Annotated in this window: 16 protein-coding genes; 7 read left to right on the forward strand and 9 right to left on the reverse strand. The window is 74.3% G+C overall.

Translation table 11 applies throughout. The annotated features are described in order from the left end of the window. Positions 1 to 671 precede the first annotated feature (671 nt). Positions 672 to 3,569: a glycoside hydrolase family 48 protein gene (locus tag F8274_RS16640; RefSeq protein ID WP_192579864.1), complete on the forward strand. Its 2,898-nt coding sequence runs from the start codon at positions 672 to 674 to the stop codon at positions 3,567 to 3,569. 287 nt (positions 3,570 to 3,856) lie between these two features. Here F8274_RS16640 and F8274_RS16645 read toward each other — a convergent pair whose 3' ends face one another. Beyond that, positions 3,857 to 4,540, reverse strand: coding sequence for a DUF3159 domain-containing protein (locus tag F8274_RS16645; protein WP_151463309.1), 684 nt, complete (start codon positions 4,538 to 4,540; stop codon positions 3,857 to 3,859). Positions 4,541 to 4,631: 91 nt separating this feature from the next. Here F8274_RS16645 and F8274_RS16650 point away from each other — a divergent pair, with 91 nt between their 5' ends. After that, a complete protein-coding gene (locus tag F8274_RS16650) occupies positions 4,632 to 5,513 on the forward strand; it encodes a phosphatase PAP2 family protein (RefSeq protein ID WP_151463310.1) in 882 nt (293 codons plus the stop codon). Positions 5,514 to 5,547: 34 nt separating this feature from the next. Here the strand turns inward: F8274_RS16650 and F8274_RS16655 are convergent, their stop codons facing one another. From F8274_RS16655 to F8274_RS16675, 5 genes are all read right to left on the reverse strand, one after another. Then, positions 5,548 to 6,000: a YbhB/YbcL family Raf kinase inhibitor-like protein gene (locus tag F8274_RS16655; RefSeq protein ID WP_151463311.1), complete on the reverse strand. Its 453-nt coding sequence runs from the start codon at positions 5,998 to 6,000 to the stop codon at positions 5,548 to 5,550. Positions 6,001 to 6,083: 83 nt separating this feature from the next. After that, the gene (locus F8274_RS16660) at positions 6,084 to 7,160 is read right to left on the reverse strand and encodes a spore photoproduct lyase family protein (protein WP_151463312.1); all 1,077 of its coding nucleotides are present in this window, start codon (positions 7,158 to 7,160) and stop codon (positions 6,084 to 6,086) included. A 100-nt stretch (positions 7,161 to 7,260) separates the two neighbouring features. Further along, positions 7,261 to 7,905 (reverse strand): response regulator transcription factor, encoded by a 645-nt coding sequence (locus tag F8274_RS16665; RefSeq protein WP_151463313.1) that lies wholly within the window; start codon positions 7,903 to 7,905, stop codon positions 7,261 to 7,263. Then, positions 7,896 to 9,071: a sensor histidine kinase gene (locus tag F8274_RS16670; protein WP_225853830.1), complete on the reverse strand. Its 1,176-nt coding sequence runs from the start codon at positions 9,069 to 9,071 to the stop codon at positions 7,896 to 7,898. Before F8274_RS16670 ends, F8274_RS16665 begins: the two co-directional genes overlap by 10 nt. An 80-nt stretch (positions 9,072 to 9,151) precedes the next feature. Next, entirely contained in the window at positions 9,152 to 9,991 is an 840-nt protein-coding gene (locus F8274_RS16675; protein ID WP_151463314.1) for a DedA family protein, read from the reverse strand. Positions 9,992 to 10,148: 157 nt separating this feature from the next. Here F8274_RS16675 and F8274_RS16680 point away from each other — a divergent pair, with 157 nt between their 5' ends. Beyond that, complete coding sequence (locus tag F8274_RS16680) at positions 10,149 to 10,820, forward strand: maleylpyruvate isomerase N-terminal domain-containing protein (protein WP_151463315.1); 672 nt, start codon at positions 10,149 to 10,151, stop codon at positions 10,818 to 10,820. A 63-nt stretch (positions 10,821 to 10,883) separates the two neighbouring features. On the opposite strand, the gene F8274_RS16685 is transcribed toward F8274_RS16680, so the two are convergent. After that, entirely contained in the window at positions 10,884 to 11,333 is a 450-nt protein-coding gene (locus F8274_RS16685; RefSeq protein ID WP_151463316.1) for a hypothetical protein, read from the reverse strand. Then, the gene (locus F8274_RS16690) at positions 11,326 to 12,642 is read right to left on the reverse strand and encodes a molybdopterin-dependent oxidoreductase (protein WP_151463317.1); all 1,317 of its coding nucleotides are present in this window, start codon (positions 12,640 to 12,642) and stop codon (positions 11,326 to 11,328) included. The genes F8274_RS16685 and F8274_RS16690 overlap by 8 nt, the downstream gene beginning before the upstream one ends. Positions 12,643 to 12,811: 169 nt before the next feature. Between F8274_RS16690 and F8274_RS16695 the strand changes: the two genes are divergently transcribed. Continuing rightward, positions 12,812 to 13,873: an NAD-dependent epimerase/dehydratase family protein gene (locus F8274_RS16695; RefSeq protein ID WP_151463318.1), complete on the forward strand. Its 1,062-nt coding sequence runs from the start codon at positions 12,812 to 12,814 to the stop codon at positions 13,871 to 13,873. Between the two features lie 19 nt (positions 13,874 to 13,892). Here F8274_RS16695 and F8274_RS16700 read toward each other — a convergent pair whose 3' ends face one another. Next, entirely contained in the window at positions 13,893 to 15,284 is a 1,392-nt protein-coding gene (locus F8274_RS16700) for a hypothetical protein (RefSeq protein WP_151463319.1), read from the reverse strand. A 144-nt stretch (positions 15,285 to 15,428) separates the two neighbouring features. Here F8274_RS16700 and F8274_RS16705 point away from each other — a divergent pair, with 144 nt between their 5' ends. Genes F8274_RS16705 through F8274_RS16715 form a run of 3 tightly spaced genes read left to right on the forward strand, consistent with a single transcriptional unit; the run spans position 15,429 to position 17,454 of the window. Further along, positions 15,429 to 16,103: a glycosyltransferase family 2 protein gene (locus F8274_RS16705; protein WP_151463320.1), complete on the forward strand. Its 675-nt coding sequence runs from the start codon at positions 15,429 to 15,431 to the stop codon at positions 16,101 to 16,103. Beyond that, entirely contained in the window at positions 16,100 to 16,786 is a 687-nt protein-coding gene (locus tag F8274_RS16710) for a DUF2064 domain-containing protein (protein ID WP_151463321.1), read from the forward strand. Before F8274_RS16705 ends, F8274_RS16710 begins: the two co-directional genes overlap by 4 nt. Next, the gene (locus F8274_RS16715; RefSeq protein WP_151463322.1) at positions 16,783 to 17,454 is read left to right on the forward strand and encodes a class I SAM-dependent methyltransferase; all 672 of its coding nucleotides are present in this window, start codon (positions 16,783 to 16,785) and stop codon (positions 17,452 to 17,454) included. The genes F8274_RS16710 and F8274_RS16715 overlap by 4 nt, the downstream gene beginning before the upstream one ends. The last annotated feature ends 29 nt before the right edge of the window (positions 17,455 to 17,483 follow it).

Genomic DNA, 17,483 nt, shown 5'->3' on the forward strand with positions numbered 1-17,483 from the left:
CGGGATAGCGAAGAAGGCCGTCCGGGTGGCGCGTCGCGCCTGTCCCGTCGGCCTCTTTTCCCGTCGACAACGGGGGTTTAGTGTGGGGACGGGGGAGGGCAACCCCCGTCCCCACCTGTGATGCACACACGCACGAGTGGAATTGGCGTCCGGTCGTGCGTGTCGCGCGGGAGCCGGGCCACGCGAGTGGCTCTGGTTCCACCTCCCTCCGTGTCGGTGGGTGATGGCTGACGGCGGCGTCCGGGCTGGCCCGCCGTCAGCCGCTGGTCTGGCGCGCCGGGCACACACGGTCCCCGGCGATCTCTTACTTGCATTTCCGTCGATGGAAGCGCTCCCATCGGCGATGCTTGCGACTGTAACGCCCGTCACGGCTTTGTGAAAGCCCCAAAACGAGATCGAAACATCGACGTGGGTGTCTGCCCTGGCCGTTGTGGTGGGAGCGCTTCCATGGCACACTCTGCACCACCACGCGGAGCCAGCTCGCGCGAGTGCGGGCCGCCGAGGGCACCCGGTCACACCGGTGCGGCGACCCGAAATCCCCGGCACGGCCGGGTCGACCACCTTTCCGGGCGCCTCCGTCCCCCCGCGTACGCCACGTCGACGCGTGGAGGCGCCCCGCCGGGGCCCCGTGTCCCGGCCCGGTCCGAGGAGACACCGCGCACATGAGACTCATGGCCAGACGTCGCCGGACGGCGATGGTCGCCGCCACCGCCCTCGCCATCGGCGGGGTGGCCCTGCCGGCGGGCGCCGCGCAGGCCGCCCCGGCCTGCGACGTGACCTATGTGACCAGTGACTGGAACAACGGCTTCACGGCCAACGTCACCATCAAGAACCTGGGCGACGCCGTCAACGGCTGGTCGCTGAAGTTCGCCTTCCCCACCAGCGGCCAGAAGCTCACCCAGGGCTGGTCGGCCAAGTGGAGCCAGTCCGGCAGCGAGGTGACCGCGGCCAACGAGTCGTGGAACGGCAGCCTGCCCACTGGCGCCTCCACCACCATCGGCTTCAACGGCGCGCACACCGGCAGCAACCCGAAGCCCACCGCCTTCACCCTCAACGGGGTCGCCTGCAACGGCGCGCCCACCAACCAGCCGCCGACCGTCTCGCTGGGCCTGCCCACCGGCCCGTTCGAGGCGCCGGCCGACGTGCCGCTGACCGCCACCGCCGCCGACCCCGACGGCACGATCACGAAGGTCGAGTTCTACCGCAACGGCCTGCTGGTCAACACCGACACCACCGCGCCGTACGGGTACACCCTGGAGGACCTGCCCGCCGGCAGCTACACCGTGCAGGCCAAGGCGTACGACAACGCGAACGCTGCCGCCGTGGCCGAGAAGTCCTTCACGGTCAGCCCCGCCACCGGCCCGGTGCTCGTGGCCACCCCGTCGGCCGTGAGCGTCACCGAGGGCGGCACCGCGCCGGTGACGTTCACCCTCAGCGCCGCACCGACCGCCAACGTCCCGGTGACCGTCGCCGTCACCGGCGACAGCGACGTCACCGTGTCGCCCGCGACGCTGACCCTGACCCCGAGCAACTGGAACACCGGGGCCACCGCCACGGTCGCGGCCGCGGAGGACGCCGACACCGCCGGCGGCACCGCCACGATCACGGCCTCGGCCACCGGCTTCGCGCCCGTCGCGGTCACCGCCACCGAGGTCGACAACGACACCCCCGGCGGGGACAACGCGTACCTCAAGAAGTTCCTCGACCAGTACGGCAAGATCAAGAACTCGGGCTACTTCAGCCCCGAGGGTGTGCCGTACCACTCGGTCGAGACGCTCATCGTCGAGGCGCCCGACCACGGCCACGAAACCACCTCGGAAGCCTTCAGCTTCTGGCTCTGGCTGGAGGCCCAGTACGGCCGGGTCACCCAGAACTGGGCCCCGTTCAACAACGCCTGGACGGTGATGGAGAAGTACATCATCCCGTCACACGCCGACCAGCCCACGGCCGGCGCCCCGGGCACCCCCCAGTACGCCGCCGAGCACAACCTGCCCAGCCAGTACCCGTCGGCGCTGGAGCCCAACGTCCCGGTCGGCCAGGACCCGCTGCGCTCGGAACTCCAGTCCACCTACGGCACCGGCGACATCTACGGCATGCACTGGCTGCTGGACGTCGACAACACCTACGGCTACGGCCACTGCGGCGACGGCACCACCCGCCCCGCCTACATCAACACCTTCCAGCGCGGCACCCAGGAGTCGGTCTGGGAGACCGTGCCCCAGCCGTCCTGCGACACCTTCAAGCACGGCGGCCAGTACGGCTACCTCGACCTGTTCGTCAAGGAGTCCAGCGCACCGGCCAAGCAGTGGAAGTACACCAACGCCCCGGACGCCGACGCCCGCGCCGTGCAGGCCGCCTACTGGGCGCTCACCTGGGCCAGGGCGCAGGGCCGGGAGGCCGACGTCGCGGCCACCGTGGCGAAGGCCGCCAAGATGGGTGACTACCTGCGTTACGCCATGTTCGACAAGTACTTCAAGAAGATCGGCAACTGCGTCGGCGCGTCCGCCTGCCCGGCCGGCAGCGGCCGCGACTCGGCGCACTACCTGCTCTCCTGGTACTACGCCTGGGGCGGCGCGTACGACACGTCGCAGAACTGGTCGTGGCGGATCGGCTCCAGCCACAACCACTTCGGCTACCAGAACCCGTTCGCGGCCTGGGCGCTGACCAACGTCGCCGAGCTCAAGCCGAAGTCGCCGACCGCGGTCTCCGACTGGCAGAAGAGCCTCGACCGGCAGCTGGAGTTCTACACCTGGCTGCAGTCCGCCGAGGGCGGCATCGCCGGCGGCGCCACCAACAGCTGGGACGGCAGCTACGCCCAGCCGCCGGCCGGCACCGCCACCTTCTATGGCATGTACTACGACGTCGACCCGGTCTACAACGACCCGCCGTCCAACCAGTGGTTCGGCATGCAGGCATGGTCCATGCAGCGCATCGCCGAGCTGTACCTGCAGACCGGCAACGCCAAGGCCAAGGCGCTGCTGGACAAGTGGGTGCCCTGGGCCATCGCCAACACCACGGTGGGCACCAACTGGTCGATCCCCTCGGACATGAAGTGGACCGGCCAGCCCGCCAACTGGAACCCGGCGAGCCCGCAGCCGAACACGAACCTGCACGTCGAGGTGACGGTGAAGGGCCAGGACGTCGGCGTCGCCGCCGCCTACGCCCGGACCCTCATCGCGTACGCGGCCAAGTCCGGCAACGCGGCGGCCAAGACCACCGCCAAGGGCCTGCTGGACGCGATGTCGGCCGCCGCCGACGCCAAGGGCGTCTCGATGCCGGAGAAGCGCGGCGACTACAAGCGCTTCGACGACGTCTACAACGCCGCCGACGGGCAGGGCCTCTACGTCCCCTCCGGCTGGACCGGGAAGATGCCCAACGGCGACGCCATCGCCGCCGGCAAGAGCTTCCTGGACATCCGCTCGTTCTACAAGAACGACCCGGACTGGCCGAAGGTGCAGGCGTACCTCAACGGCGGCGCGGAGCCGGTCTTCACCTACCACCGGTTCTGGGCCCAGGCGGACGTCGCCATGGCGTACGCCGACTACGGCACCTACTTCCCGGCGGGGTGAGGTGACCACCCCTGCGCGGGCGGGCCCGGCCCGCCCGCGCAGGGGGCCGACCCGGGCCGATGGGGGAACGGAGCGGCCCGGTCGGCGGGCGGCCCGATTCCCACGGTCGGGCCGGGTGGGCCGGCCGTCCGGCCGACGCAGCGGACGGACCGGTCCACCGAACCGCCCGGAGACGAACTTGCCGCGAAAAAGCCCGGGAAATCGGCGCTCCACGGGATCACACCGCAGCCGTGGACGGAGTAACGTATTTCACCGGAGAGGCCGCTCCCCCCGTGGCGGCCTCTCTTTTACTTTGCCGGCGCGGCGTCCGCATCGGACGGCGTGACCGGATGCCGCAGCCCCGGGTGATCCGCCGGGAGCGACCGCCGGATCACCAGCCAGCTCACGGCCAGCGCCGCCGCGACCAGCGGCCAGGTCAGCGCCACCCGTGCCACCACCAGCGCGACCACCTGCCCGCCGAGCCACAGCGGCACGAACACCGCCAGCCGCAGCAGGTAGGTCGCGGCCCACACCCAGCTGCCCCGCCCGTACGCGCGCAGCAGCGCCGGGTCGCGCCGCCACCGGCCGCGCTGGCCCAGCGCCACGCCGACCAGCACACCGAGCAGCGGCCAGCGCACCACGATGCTGACCATCCAGGCCAGCGCGCTCGCCGCGTTGGACAGCAGTTGCAGCAGGAAGAAGTCGGTGGCCCGCCCGGTCCGCAGCGCGATCAGCGCGGCCACGCAGACGGCGAGCAGCCCGATGAGCACCGACCGCGGCCGGTCCCCGCGCCGCCACCGCCAGCCCGCCACCGCCGTGCCGGCGAGCACCGCGGCGACCACCCCGCCCCACAGCCCGGCGACCAGCCAGCCGACGGCGAACGCCACCGGCGGCACGGTGGCGTCCACGGCCCCGCGCCGGCCACCCAGCAGGTCGGCCAGGGAGTCCGGCCGCTCCCCGGACGGCCGCCCCCGCTCCGGCGTGCTGGTCACGCGCCACCTCCTCCCGTCGCGCCCTCAACCTACGCCGACAGCGGCGGGGCTCCGACGAGCGCCGAACCCGCCCGACCGTTAAGTTGTCCGGGTGCGCGAGACGGCAAGGGGTTGGACGGCGGTCTGGTTGGTCGTACTGGCCCTGGCCCAGACGGCCGCGTTCGTGATGGTGTGGCGCTTCGCCGTGCACACCCAGCTCGGCCAGTGGCTCGACACCGTCGCGCTGACCGGCAACCGCATCGGCCAGGACCGCATCGACGGCCCGGTCGACCGCCTCCTCAACGCCATGTCGGTGGTGTCGCTGCTCGCCGCCACCGCCATGATCGGCTTCATCGCGCTGATCCGCGGCCGCAAGGCGCTCGCCATCACGGCCACCCTGCTCATCGCCGGCGCCAACGTCAGCACCCAGCTGCTCAAGCGCTACCTGGACCGCCCCGACTTCGGCATCGACCCGGAACGGGCCGCGGCCGGCAACAGCCTGCCCAGCGGGCACACGGCCGTGGCCGCGTCCGTGGCGATCGCGCTGATCCTGGTGCTGCCGCCGAAGCTGCGGGTGGCCGGCGCGTTCCTCGGCGCCGGCTACGCGGCCGCCGCCGGGGTGGCCACCCTCTCCGCCGGCTGGCACCGGCCCAGCGACGCCGTCGCCGCGTTCCTCGTGGTCGGCGCGTGGGCCGCCGTCGCCGGCCTGGTGCTCCTGTTCTTCCAGCGGGAGCAGGCCGTGGTGTCCCCGGCCGACGCGCACCGGGTCGCCGCCGCCGTGCTCGGCCTCGCTGGCGTCCTCGCCCTGGTCGTGTCGGCGCTCGCCCTGTCCTGGCTGGTCGACCGGTCCACCACCCCCGTCGAGGAACTCAGCCGCCGCCCGCTCTTCATCGGGTACGCGGGCAGCGCGGCCGGCATCGCCGGCACGATCGCCGTGGTGGCCGCGCTGGTCCTGGCGGTGGTGCACCGCCTCGTGCCCCGCTGGAAGGGCTGACCGGCCGGGATCACCGGCCGGTCACCGGAGCAGGTCAGCGGAAGTAGGTGCCGATCGTGGTGCCGCTGGCGATCTCCCGGCCCTTGAGCGCGCGGTGCACGTCGGTGGCCTGCGGCGCGCCGGACAGGTCCAGCGGCCGGTTCAACGCGTAGAGGCGGAAGAAGTAGCGGTGCGCCTCGTCGCCCCGCGGCGGCAGCGGCCCGCTCCAACCGGTCTCGCCGAAGCTGTTCGGCCACTCCCGGCCGCCCGGCGGCACCCCGCCCTCGGGCACCTCGCCGGTCTCCGGGGAGATCCCGGTGACCAGCCAGTGCAGGAACGGCTCCTTGCCCGCGTCCGGGTCCTCGACGAGCAGGACCAGCTCCTCGGTGGACTCCGGCACGTCGGACCACTGCAACGGCGGTGACACGTTGTCGCCGTCCTTGGCGAACCGCCCGGGCAGCAGGTCGTGGTCGGTGAACGCGGTGCTGCGCAGCATGATGCCGGCCATTCGGCGCCCCCTCTCCTCGTGGACCGGCGCGTACCCGGCGGGTGGGCGACGAAACGGCGGGGTGCGGTGATCCGGACTTCCGGTCAGAAGGCGTACCGGACGCGGCAGTACGGGACGCGGGCCGCGATGAGGTCGGTCAGCGCCGTGACGTAGCGGCCCTTCTGGCCGGTGCGGTAGCGCACGTTCCAGCCGCCCGTCTGCGAGCGTTTGGGCTGCTGGAGGTCCGGGCGCCAGAGCAGGTCCTCGGCCTTCGGGTGCCAGCCGAGGTTGACCTCGTGCAGCCGGTCGTTGTGGGTGAGGAAGATGACCTCGGCGGCGAGCTGCTCCCTGGCCCGGGGCCCGATGCCGGTGTCGAGCTGGTCGAGCAGGTCGGCCCAGTCGTCGAGCCAGCCGTCGCGCACCACCACCGGGCTGAAGTTCACGTGCACCTCGTAGCCGGCGGCGACGAAGTCGTCGATCGCGGCGATCCGCTCGGCGACCGGTGAGGTGCGGATGTCGAGCAGCTTGGCGTCGCGGGCCGGCATCAGGGAGAACCGGATCCGGGTGCGCCCGCGCGGGTCCCAGTCGAGCAGGTCCCGGTTGACGTGCTTGGTGGCGAAGCTGGCCTTCGCGGTGGGCAGGTCGCGGAAGCAGGCGACCAGGTCCCGGACGTTGTCGCTGATCCGGGCGTCCAGCGAGCAGTCGGAGTTCTCGCCGATGTCGTACACCCAGGCGTGCGGGTCGCACTGGTTCGGGGTGTCCTTGGCGCCCTGCCGGGCGACGTGCCGGGAGAGGTAGCCGGTGATCCGCTCGATGTTGGCGAAGACCGTGACCGGGTTGCTGTAGCCCTTGCGCCGGGGGACGTAGCAGTAGGCGCACGCCATGGCACAGCCGTTGGCGGTGGACGGGGCGATGAAGTCACTGGACCGGCCGTTCGGCCGGGCGCTGAGCGACTTCTTCACGCCCAGCACGAGCGTCTCCGTCTTGACCCGCACCCAGCGGGTCACGTTCGTCTCGTCGCCGTACAGCTCGGGGATGCGGATGTGGCTGTCGATCTCGACTCGTTCGGCGTCGGGGAACCGGGCCAGCACCTGCTGGCCGCGCGGCAGCGTGGCGGCCTCCGGCTCGACGAAGATCCGCCGGATGTCGAGCAGCCGGGACTGCGGGACGACGTCGGTCACGAATCAGCACAACTCCGGACCGATCGCCCTTCTTCCCGACTGTGACGGTCCTTCCACCCGGCCGCGCCGGCTTTCCACCGGGAAGCGACGCCGGCGTGGTCTAGGAGCCGAGGTATCGCAGGATCGCGAGGATCCGGCGGCTGTAGCCGGTGGTGTGGGTGAGGTCGAGCTTGTCGAAGATCGTGTTGACGTGCTTCTCGATCGCGCTCTGTGAGACGTGCAGCCGCTGCGCGATGGCGGCGTTGGTGTGCCCCTGAGCCATGTGGTGCAGCACGTCGCGCTCCCGCGGCGTGAGGCGGCTGAGCGGGTCGCTGTGGCTGGTCGCGGAGATGAGCTGCCGGACCACCTCGGGGTCGAGCGCGGTGGAGCCGGCGGCGACGCGGTCGAGCGCGTCGAGGAAGTCCTCGACCTGGGCGACCCGGTCCTTCAGGACGTAGCCCACGCCCTCCGACCGGTCGGCGAGGAGCTTCGCGGCATAGCGGCGCTCGACGTACTGGGAGAGGACCAGCACGGCGATCTCCGGCCAGCGGCGGCGGATCTCCAGCGCCGCCCGGAGCCCGTCGTCGGTGTGCGTGGGCGGCATGCGGACGTCGGTGACGACGACGTCGGGGCGGTGCTGCTCGACGGCCGTGACGAGCTGCTCGGCGTCCGCGGCGGCGGCGACCACCTGGTGTCCCTCGTCGGCGAGGAGGCGGGCCAGCCCCTCGCGGAGCAGGGTGGAATCCTCGGCGAGCACTACGCGCATGGCACCTCGACCCGGATCGTCGTCGGGCCGCCGGGCGGGCTGTGCAGCTCGAACCGCCCGTCCAGCGCGGTGACCCGGCGCGCGAGCCCCTGGAGGCCGCTGCCCTGCGGGTCGGCGCCCCCGATGCCGTCGTCGCGCACCCGCATCCCGATTCCGGCGTCCCGCGTCTCGATCTCGATGGTGATCAGCGTAGCTCCCGCGTGTTTCGTGCTGTTGGTGATCGCCTCGCAGGCGACGAAGTAGAGCACGGTCTCGATCGGTCGGGCCGGCCGGACGGGCAGGTCGTAGCTGATCCGCACGGGGATGGCCGACCGTTGCGCCACCATGCCCAGCACCTCGTCCAGGGTGGTGTGCGCGAGCGCCGAGGGATAGACCCGCCAGGCCACGTCCCGCAGCTCGCCGATGGCGCGCTGGGTGTCCCCGTGCGCCTGCGCGAGGAGTTCGCGTGCCCGGTCGGGGTCGCGGCTGCGCCGCGCCCGCCCGAGCAGCATGCCGAGCGCCACGAGGTGTTGCTGCAGCCCGTCGTGGAGGTCGCGTTCGATGCGCTGGCGCTCGGCGTCGACCGCGGCCAGGACACCGGCCCGGCTGACGGTCAGCTCGCTGATCCGCAGTTCCAGCGCCTCGCGGCTGGTGGATTCGAGCACCCGGCGCGCCAACCACCGGTCCAGCGTCGCCACGCTCACCGTCGCCTGCAGGTTCAGCAGCAGCAGGGCCGCACCGATGAGGGCCTGGACGAGGAGATCGGCCGCGGTCATGGCCCCCGCGACGAAGGAGCGCACCACGATGCCGGCGAGGACGACGCCGACCACCAGCAGGCCGCCGGTGAGCAGGCCGAGCGCGGCGGGCAGGAGACGGGCGGCGAGATAGCCGAGGACGCGCGGTCCGCTCACCCGGAGCGGTGGCGGGGGCGGTTCCGCGGCGATGCTCGCGAGGCGGCGCCGCTCCCACCCGGCGACGCGCCGGGCGTGGCGGAGGGTGGCGGCGCCGAGACGGCGCCGGGCTGCCGGGACCGGTGCGACCGCGCCGACGGCGAGCCCGGCAAGAAGCAGGAACAGCACCTCGGCCGCGGCGGAGAGGACGCCGAGCGCCACGCCCGCCAGGGGCCGGCTCCACCGGACCACGGCGCCGACCCACGACCGACCGTGCACCACGCGCTCTGCCACCACGCCGCCCCTCCCCAGCTCGTGCCATCCGGATCCCGGTCGACCACGTCCCGTCACCGCCGGGCCAACCCTCTCGCCACCGGTCACCGAGAGCCGTGACGACCCGCCTCCGACCGGCGGGGGGTGCCGTACAGGGTGCCCCGTACGGCCTGGGCCGCCCCATCCGCCCCGCGGTCCCCGTGTGCTTCGACACGGGCGCCCGGCCCGAACGACTCGGGCGTGCCCGACGCCCGCTCGCCGTCGACGGCCGCACCCCTCCGCCGCGTCCCGATGAGGCGCGACACCACGAACAACCCCACGACGAGCGCGCAGACCACGATGACGACGTTCTGGAACGTCCCCACGTACGGCTCGACGGCACGCCAGTTCTCCCCGAGCACGTAACCGGCCAGCACGAACACGGTGTTCCAGACCAGGCTGCCCAGCGTGGTGTAGAGCAGGAACGTGCCGAACGGCATCCGCTCCACACCGGCCGGAATCGAGATCAGGCTCCGGAAGATCGGAATCATCCGCCCGAAGAAGACGGTCTTCACGCCGTGCCGGGCGAACCACGCCTCCGTCCGGTCGAGGTCACTCAGCTTCACCAGCGGCAGCCGCGCCGCGATCGCGCGCACCCGCTCCCGTCCGAGCGCCACGCCGACGGCGTACAGCGCCACCGCGCCCACCACCGAGCCGATCGTGGTCCAGACGATCGCGGCGAACAGGTTCATCCTGCCCTGGCTGGCGGTGAAGCCCGCCAGCGGCAGGATCACCTCACTGGGGATCGGCGGGAACAGGTTCTCCAACGCGACCGCCAGGCCGGCCCCGGGCGCGCCGAGTCGCTCCACCAGGTCGGTCACCAACCCGACCAGGCCGTCCGGCGGCGGGTCAGCCTCCTGAGCCCACGGGCCGGCAGGGGTCAGCGCGCTCCACAAAAAGATCATGCCGATGACGCTACGAACTCACCCGGGCCCGGACCATGAGGTCCACCGCCGACTCCGGAAGGTCGACCACAGCGGGCCGGGGTGCGGAAAACCGCACCGGGCGGAGAACGAATAACCTGATCCACTCAACCCCGGAAGTGGAAGGCGGGTCGGGCGGATGGACACGGTACGGGCGGCGTTCCGCGACGAGTGCGCACGGCTCGAAGGGGTGCTGCGCGGCCTCGACGCGGCCGACCTGGACCGGCCCACGCCCTGCCCGCCCTGGGCGGTCCGGGACCTGCTGGCGCACGTGCGCACCGGCGCCGGGCGGCTGGTCGGCATGCTGGCCGCCCCGGCCCCCGAGCGCGCCGAGGTCGACGCCGCCGGCTACTTCGGGGCGGCCAAGTTCGCGCCCGAGGTCGACCGGGACCGCATCGACGGCGCCCGGCGGGAGGCGCGGGCGCTGCCCGGCGTACCCGAGGTGGCGGAGGGCTTCGCGCGGGCCTGGCGGGCCGCCGACGCGGCGGTGGCCGCCGAGCCGCCGGGGCGGCTGGTCCGCACCCGGCACGGCGACGCGATGACGCTGACGGAGTTCCTGCGTACCCGGGTGGTGGAGGTCGCCGTGCACGGCCTGGACCTGGCCGACGCGCTGGACCGGCGGCCCTGGCTCACGTCGACCGCGGCGGCCGTGGTGGCCGACCTGCTGAGCGGTGACCTGCCCGTCCCGGACGGGCTCGGCTGGGACGCGCTCACCCTGGTCCGCAAGGCCACCGGCCGGGTGCCGCTCACCGATCCGGAGCGGGCGGTGCTGGACCGGACCGGCTGGCGCTGGCTCTCCTTCGGCGGCTGACCGGGGCGGTGACCCGCATGGCGACCTCGTCGGCATCGGCCCCGGCTCGGCGACCGGTCGGTCTCACGGCGCGCGGCGGCCGAACCGGCGCCCGGCATAGATCAGCGCGCTGACGGCGAAGAGCACCCCGCTGACCGCCAGCCATCGGCCGAGCATGGCCCGGGGCGCCAGGCCGGTCGCCGAGACGTAGGTGCCGTCGCCGAGTCCGAGGATCCCGGGCAGGTAGACCAGGAACAGCAGCCCGGCGCCGAGCGCCGGGACCCGGACGTGGTTCAGCGGCGACGGGTTGCCACCCCGGTCCACAGCGCGGCGCACCACCCGGTCGAGTGACGCGTACACCGGGAAGAGGACCAGGTCGTGCGCGATCACCGCGCCGAGGAACCACAGCAGCATGCGGCCGGCCGACGCCTCACCGGCCAGCCGCAGCGCGATCCACCCGGTGACCGCGAGGCAGCCGGCCAGGAGCAGCGCGTGCCAGGGCGCGGCACCGTAGGCGCGCCGAAGGTCAGCCATCGAACACGATCTCCGCCACCCATTTGGTGCAGTGCACCCCGGGCAACGCGGGCACGATGATCCGCGCCGGGAAACCGTGGTCGGGGCTGAGGTCGACGCCGTTGACCCGCAGGGCGAGCAGCGCGTCCGGGTCGGTCACCTGGCCACCGTGCAGGACGGCCTCGCGGAACAGGCCGGCACGCTCCAGCGACCGCACCCGCGCGGTGGCCGGATCGGTCGCCCCGACCAGCCCGGCGAGGTCGCGCAGCCGGACGCCGGTCCAGGTCTGCGCGGTCGACCAGCCCTCCACGCAGGCGATCGGCAGGGTCGCCGTGTGCTGCGCCATGCCGAGCAGCCGGGCCCGGTCCAGGGCCGCCGTGCGGCTCCCCGCGCGCAGCGTGAGCCGCCACCCCGGCCCGGTCTGCTCGGGGGTGACGCCGGCCGCGGCCACGCTGCGGTTGACCGGGAAGCCGGTCGGGCCATCGTCGATGCTGCGGCCGCGCGGCAGCAGCAGCGCAGTGCGGCGCAGCGCGTCGACGCTCTGCCCGACGGTCACCGCCGCGAGCAGCAGCGCACCGCCGCCGACCATTGCCAGGACCCCGCGTCGGCTCATCGTCGCCGGCCCGGGCCGCCGGGCCACGAGGCCGTCCGGATCCGCCGGCTCCGGCCCGGTCCGCCCCAACGGGGTACGCGCGAAGCCCGGTCCCCGCAGCGCGCTGACCAGCCGGGGCAGCTTGATCGCCACATGGGTGACCAGCGCGGCCGTGAAGATCCAGGCGCCGTACCAGTGCGCCGTGTAGAAGTCGAAGCCGAACAAATACGCGTACTGGATGTTCAGCAGGCCGGTGACCGTCTGGAAGAGGATGCCGCCGACCAGCAGCAGCAGCGACAGCCGCTCCAGCACCTGGGCGGCCGAGCGGGCCGGTGGCCAGTCGAAGAGCTTGGGCACCACCGACCAGAGCTTGCCCAGCACCACCGGCACCAGCACGATCCCGAGGGTCACGTGCAGCCCCTGGGTGACGCGGAACAGCCAGGCGGGCCGGGTGGGCCAGTCGAACACCGGCGGGTGCAGCCAGCCCACGTCCCGGGGGAACGCCTGGTCGAGGCGGGGCCCGTAGGCGATCCAGTCGAGGAGCCCGGTGACGATCACCAGGGGCAGGGTGGCCAGCAGCACGGCGCCGAGCACCGAGGTGAGCCAGGGCCCGCGTACCGGGCTGCGCCAGGCCCGGTCGAGGGCGTCGACCCCGGGCGGCCGGTGCCGGGCCAGCCCGCGCCACAGCCTCGCCGGGACGGCGGACGGCGGGTCGTGCGGACCCGGACCAGCGGACACGTCTCCTCCTACCCTGCGCAGCTTGGGTTCCCCGCCAGACGCTAGACGCGGCACGCGCCGGCCGGTCCGGTTTGCCGCATTACCGAACGCTTACGCTCGTCCCTTACGGACCGCTGACGTCCGGCCCAAACCGGCCAGACCCGACCGCGCGGTGCCCTAACCTGGCCGCATGCGGGTACTGGTCACCGGCGCGGCCGGCTTCATCGGATCGCAGATCGCCGACCTGCTGGCCGCCGAGGGCCACCAGCCGGTCTGCCTGGACGCGCTGCTGCCCCAGGCACACGGGGGCGCGCCGCCGGAGTGGTGCCGGCCGCACGACCTGGTGGTCGGCGACGTCCGCGACGCCGCGCTGCTGGACCGGCTGCTGTCCGGGGTGGACGCCGTCTGTCACCAGGCGGCCATGGTGGGGCACGGGCTGGACCCGTCCGACGCCCCCGGCTACGCCGGCCACAACGACCACGGCACGGCGGTGCTGCTCGCCGCCATGCACCGGGCCGGGGTGTCCCGGCTGGTGCTGGCCAGCTCGATGGTGGTCTACGGGGAGGGGCGCTACACCTGCGCCCGGCACGGCGCGGTCCGGCCCGCCCCGCGCCGGCCCGCCGACCTCGCCGAGGGCCGGTACGACCCGACCTGTCCGGCCTGCGGGGCCGGCCTCGACCCGGCCCTCGTGCCCGAGGACGCCCCGCTGGAGCCGCGCAGCACGTACGCGGCCAGCAAGCTCGCGCAGGAGCACTACGCCGCGGCCTGGGCCCGGCAGACCGGGGGCGGGGTGTGGGCCCTGCGCTACCACAACGTCTACGGCCCGCGGATGCCCCGCGACACGCCCTATGCGGGGGTCGCCTCGCTGTTCCGCTCGGCGCTGGCCGACGGCCGGCCGCCGCGGGTGTACGAGGACGGCCGGCAGCGCCGCGACTTCGTGCACGTCACCGACGTGGCCCGGGCCAACCTGCTGGCGCTCACCGCACCCACGCCGGACGGTCTGGTCCCGGTGAACATCTGCTCCGGCGAGCCGCACACCGTCGGCGACCTGGCGACCGCGTTGGCCCGGGCCATGGGTGGGCCCGATCCCGAGGTGCTCGGCGGCGCGCGGGCCGCCGACGTCCGGCACGTCGTGGCCGACCCCACCCGGGCGCGCGACCTGCTCGCCTATACCGCCCGGGTCAGCTTCGTCGACGGCGTGACCGCCTTCGCCACCGACCCGCTGCGCGAGCCCGCCGCCCTGGTCGGCTGACCCGACCGGCGGGCGGTGGTCAGGAGACCGTGACGAGCAGGTGGTTGACGGCGAGAGCGGTGAGCGCCTGGGCGGCCAGCCACCAGCGGCGGGTCGGCGGGGGCAGGTGCGCCGCGGCGACCAGCAACCAGACCGCGAACGGCAGCCAGATCCGCTCCACCTCGGCCTTGCTCATCCCGGACAGGTCGGCGGCGGCAACCGCGAGTGCGGCGGCGGCCGGTAGCAGGACGGTCGGCCCCAACGCGGTCGCCCGCGCGACCGGCTTCCCGCCGTCACCCAGGGACCCCGCGTTCGCGCGGGCCGCGAGGATCGCCCGGCGCAACGCCGGCCCGAGCGCCGGCCCGGCGGAGAGCAGCAGAGCTGCCAGGTTCGCCCAGACCCAATAGGCGTACGGGCGGTCGGTCGCCCAGCCCTGGTAGTACCGCTCGACCACCCGGTCGTACCCTTCCCACCAGCGGAAACCGGCCAGCACGAACAGCGCCGTGACGCCCGCGACGCCGGCCGTCGCGGCGAGCAGCGCGGCCCGGCGGCGGTCGCGGCGCAGCGCCAGCACGACCAGCGCCAGCGCTCCCACCAGCACGAACCCGTAGGAGAGGTGCAGCGCGAAGCCGAGCAGGAGCCCGCCGACCAGCGCCGCGAGCAGCCCGCGCACCGCCAGCAGCGCCAGGCCGGCGGCGACCACGCCGGTGAAGACGGCGTCGCCGGAGGCACCCAGCCAGACCGCGCCGGGCAGCAGCACCAGGAACGGCAGCACCGCCCGGGCCGCCTCGGGGGCGCCCAGCGCGCGCAGGGTGACCGGCACCGACACCGCGGCGGTCGCGCCGACCAGCACGCAGCAGAGCGCGGCCGCGGCGCCGCCGCCCAGGCCGACCCGGTCCAGCCAGACGAAGACCAGCAGCGCGCCCGGCGGGTGCCCGGCGGTGTGGGTGGACCAGGAGTCGGGCTGGAAGTCCAGGATCCGGTCGGTGAAGCCGGCCAGCATCCGGGGGATGTCGGCGACACCGGGCACCTCGTGCAGATACTCCGCCTGCGCGGTGAGCCGCCGGGCCAGCCCGGCCGACCAGCCGTCGATCAGCGCCAGCGACAGCGTCCAGGCCACCGCGGCCAGCCAGCCGGCCGCCAGCAGCGGAGCCCACCGGGCGGTCCGCGCCCAGCGCAGGCCCGGCCCGAGCACGACCACGGCGACCAGCACCGCCAGCGGCGTGCCCCCACCGAGATGGGGCCGCCAGGTCGCGTAGAGCGGTGCGGCGTCCGCGTGCAGCCCGACGCCGCGCCGGTTGAGCACGAGCCCCACCGCGACCGCGGCGACGAGCAGCACCCCCTCGACGGCCAGCACGAGCAGGTCGCCCCGGTTCCCCGGGATGGCCCGGGCCGTGACGGGGGCCGGGCGGACGGCGGCTGCGGGTCTCATGACGACCGGACGATACGGCCTGCCGGAGGCCCAGGGCGGCCGAACCGCCAGTCGTCACCGGACGGTAAGAATTGCCTGGCCGGTAAGGGTTCCGTAAGCACGATCGGGGCCGCCGGAGGTGCCGGCGGGCCTAGCGTCGACGGCATGCGGACACAGATCGACGTGGTGCTGCCGTGCCTGGACGAGGCCGCCGCCCTGCCCGGCGTGCTGACCGCCCTGCCGCCCGGCTATCGGGCGATCGTGGTGGACAACGGGTCCCGGGACGGCTCGCCGGAGGTGGCCGCCCGGCATGGCGCCCGGGTGGTCCGCGAAGGCCGCCGCGGCTACGGCGCGGCCGTGCACACCGGCCTGGAACACGCCGAGAGCGATCTCGTCTGCGTGCTCGACGCCGACGGCTCGTTCGACCCGGGCGAGCTTCCCGCGCTGGTCGCCCCGGTGGCGGCCGGCACCGCGGACCTGGCGGTGGGCCGGCGGCGGCCGGTGTCCGCGGGGGTCTGGCCGTGGCACGCCCGCGCGGGCACGGCTCTGGTCGCCGCGCTGCTGCGACAGCGCGGGGTGCCGCTGCGGGACCTCAGTCCGATCCGGGTGGCCCGGCGGGAGGCCCTGCTCGCCCTCGGGGTCGCCGACCGTGGCTTCGGCTATCCACTGGAGCTGATGATCCGGGCCGCGGCCGCCGGCTGGCGCATCCACGAGCGCGACGTCCGCTACGCGCCGCGCGCCGCCGGCACCCGATCCAAGGTGTCCGGCTCGGTCCGCGGCACCGTCCGCGCCACGCGGGACTTCCTGACCGTGCTGCGCAGCGTGGACGGCCGGCGGTGACCGTCCTGCTGGTGGTGGCCAAGGCGCCGGTGGCCGGGGCGGTCAAGACGCGGCTCTGCCCGCCCGCCGAGCCCGCGCAGGCGGCCCGGATCGCCGCCGCCGCGCTGCGCGACACCCTCGACGCCGTCACCGCCACCCCGGGCGTCGTCCCGGTGCTGGCGCTGGCCGGCCGGTTCGCCGACGCCGAGGACGGGCCGGACCTCGCCGCCGCGGCCGCCGGCTGGCTGGTGCTGCCCCAGCGGGGGGACGATCTTGCCGATCGGCTCGCCCACGCGTACGCCGACGTGGCCGCCGCGTACCCGGGGCGGCCGGTGCTCCAGATCGGCATGGACACCCCGCAGCTCACCGCGGCACGGCTGGCCGCCGCGGTACGCCGGCTGGCCGCGACCGGGACCGACGCGGTGCTCGGCCCGGCCGCGGACGGCGGCTGGTGGGCGCTGGGCCTGCACGACCCCCGGCGGGCGACGGCACTGCGCGAGGTGCCGATGTCCACCCCCGACACCGGGCGGCTCACCCGGGCCGCGCTGGCCGGACGCGGCCTGCGGATCGGGACGCTGCCGGTGCTGCGCGACGTGGACGACTGGACCGACGCGCTCGCGGTGGCCGACCTGGTCCCGACCGGCCGTTTCGCCCGGGAAGTCGCGGCAGTGCGGGGCACCCCGGTGGCCGGGGGCCGGCAATGACCGATGTTGTCCGGCGGACGGCCGCCGGCTCGTTCGACCCGACCGGCAACGGCTTCGGCACGGTGCTGCGCCACCCCGACGTCGACACGCACTGGCTGGTGCACGCCGACGGAACCCGCCGCCGATTGCCGGTGGAGCGGTGGCACGGGCCCGCCGAGCCGGCGACCGCCGCGGTGCTGGCCCGCTGCGCCGGCCCGACGCTGGACCTGGGCTGCGGCCCGGGCCGGGTCACCCTGGCGCTCACTCGCGCCGGGGTGACCACGCTCGGCGTCGACGTCTCGGCCCGGGCGGTCGCGCTGACCCGGGCCCGCGGCGCGGTCGCCGTCCGGGCCGATCTGTTCGCGCCGCTGCCGGCCGAGGGCAGGTGGGAGCACGTGGTGCTGCTCGACGGCAACATCGGCATCGGCGGGAATCCCGGGACGTTGCTGCGCCGGTGCCGGCGGCTGCTGCGCCTGGCCGGCACGGTGCTGGTCGAGCTCGAGCCGCCGGGGACCGGGACCTGGCAGGGGCAGGTGCACGTGGTGTCCGGCCGACACCGGGGACCGAGCTTCCGCTGGGCGCGGCTGGACGCTCTGGCGGTGCACGCCCCCGCCGCCGCGGCCGGGCTCGCCGTCCGCGAGGTGTTTCCTGCCGGCCACCGCTGGTTCGCCGAGCTCACCACCTCGTAGGGTCGGATCCGCGCCGTGCCTGACGGAAC

The organism is Micromonospora sp. AMSO31t (assembly GCF_008868175.1).
GTDB lineage: Bacteria > Actinomycetota > Actinomycetes > Mycobacteriales > Micromonosporaceae > Micromonospora.

Coding starts and splice junctions, on each gene's coding strand:
- F8274_RS16640 (WP_192579864.1), top strand. CDS start 672: ATGGCCAGACGTCGCCGGACGGCGATGGTCGCCGCCACCGCCCTCGCC.
- F8274_RS16655 (WP_151463311.1), bottom strand. CDS start 6,000: ATGGCCGGCATCATGCTGCGCAGCACCGCGTTCACCGACCACGACCTG.
- F8274_RS16665 (WP_151463313.1), bottom strand. CDS start 7,905: ATGCGCGTAGTGCTCGCCGAGGATTCCACCCTGCTCCGCGAGGGGCTG.
- F8274_RS16675 (WP_151463314.1), bottom strand. CDS start 9,991: ATGATCTTTTTGTGGAGCGCGCTGACCCCTGCCGGCCCGTGGGCTCAG.
- F8274_RS16680 (WP_151463315.1), top strand. CDS start 10,149: ATGGACACGGTACGGGCGGCGTTCCGCGACGAGTGCGCACGGCTCGAA.
- F8274_RS16685 (WP_151463316.1), bottom strand. CDS start 11,333: ATGGCTGACCTTCGGCGCGCCTACGGTGCCGCGCCCTGGCACGCGCTG.
- F8274_RS16695 (WP_151463318.1), top strand. CDS start 12,812: ATGCGGGTACTGGTCACCGGCGCGGCCGGCTTCATCGGATCGCAGATC.
- F8274_RS16700 (WP_151463319.1), bottom strand. CDS start 15,284: ATGAGACCCGCAGCCGCCGTCCGCCCGGCCCCCGTCACGGCCCGGGCC.
- F8274_RS16705 (WP_151463320.1), top strand. CDS start 15,429: ATGCGGACACAGATCGACGTGGTGCTGCCGTGCCTGGACGAGGCCGCC.
- F8274_RS16715 (WP_151463322.1), top strand. CDS start 16,783: ATGACCGATGTTGTCCGGCGGACGGCCGCCGGCTCGTTCGACCCGACC.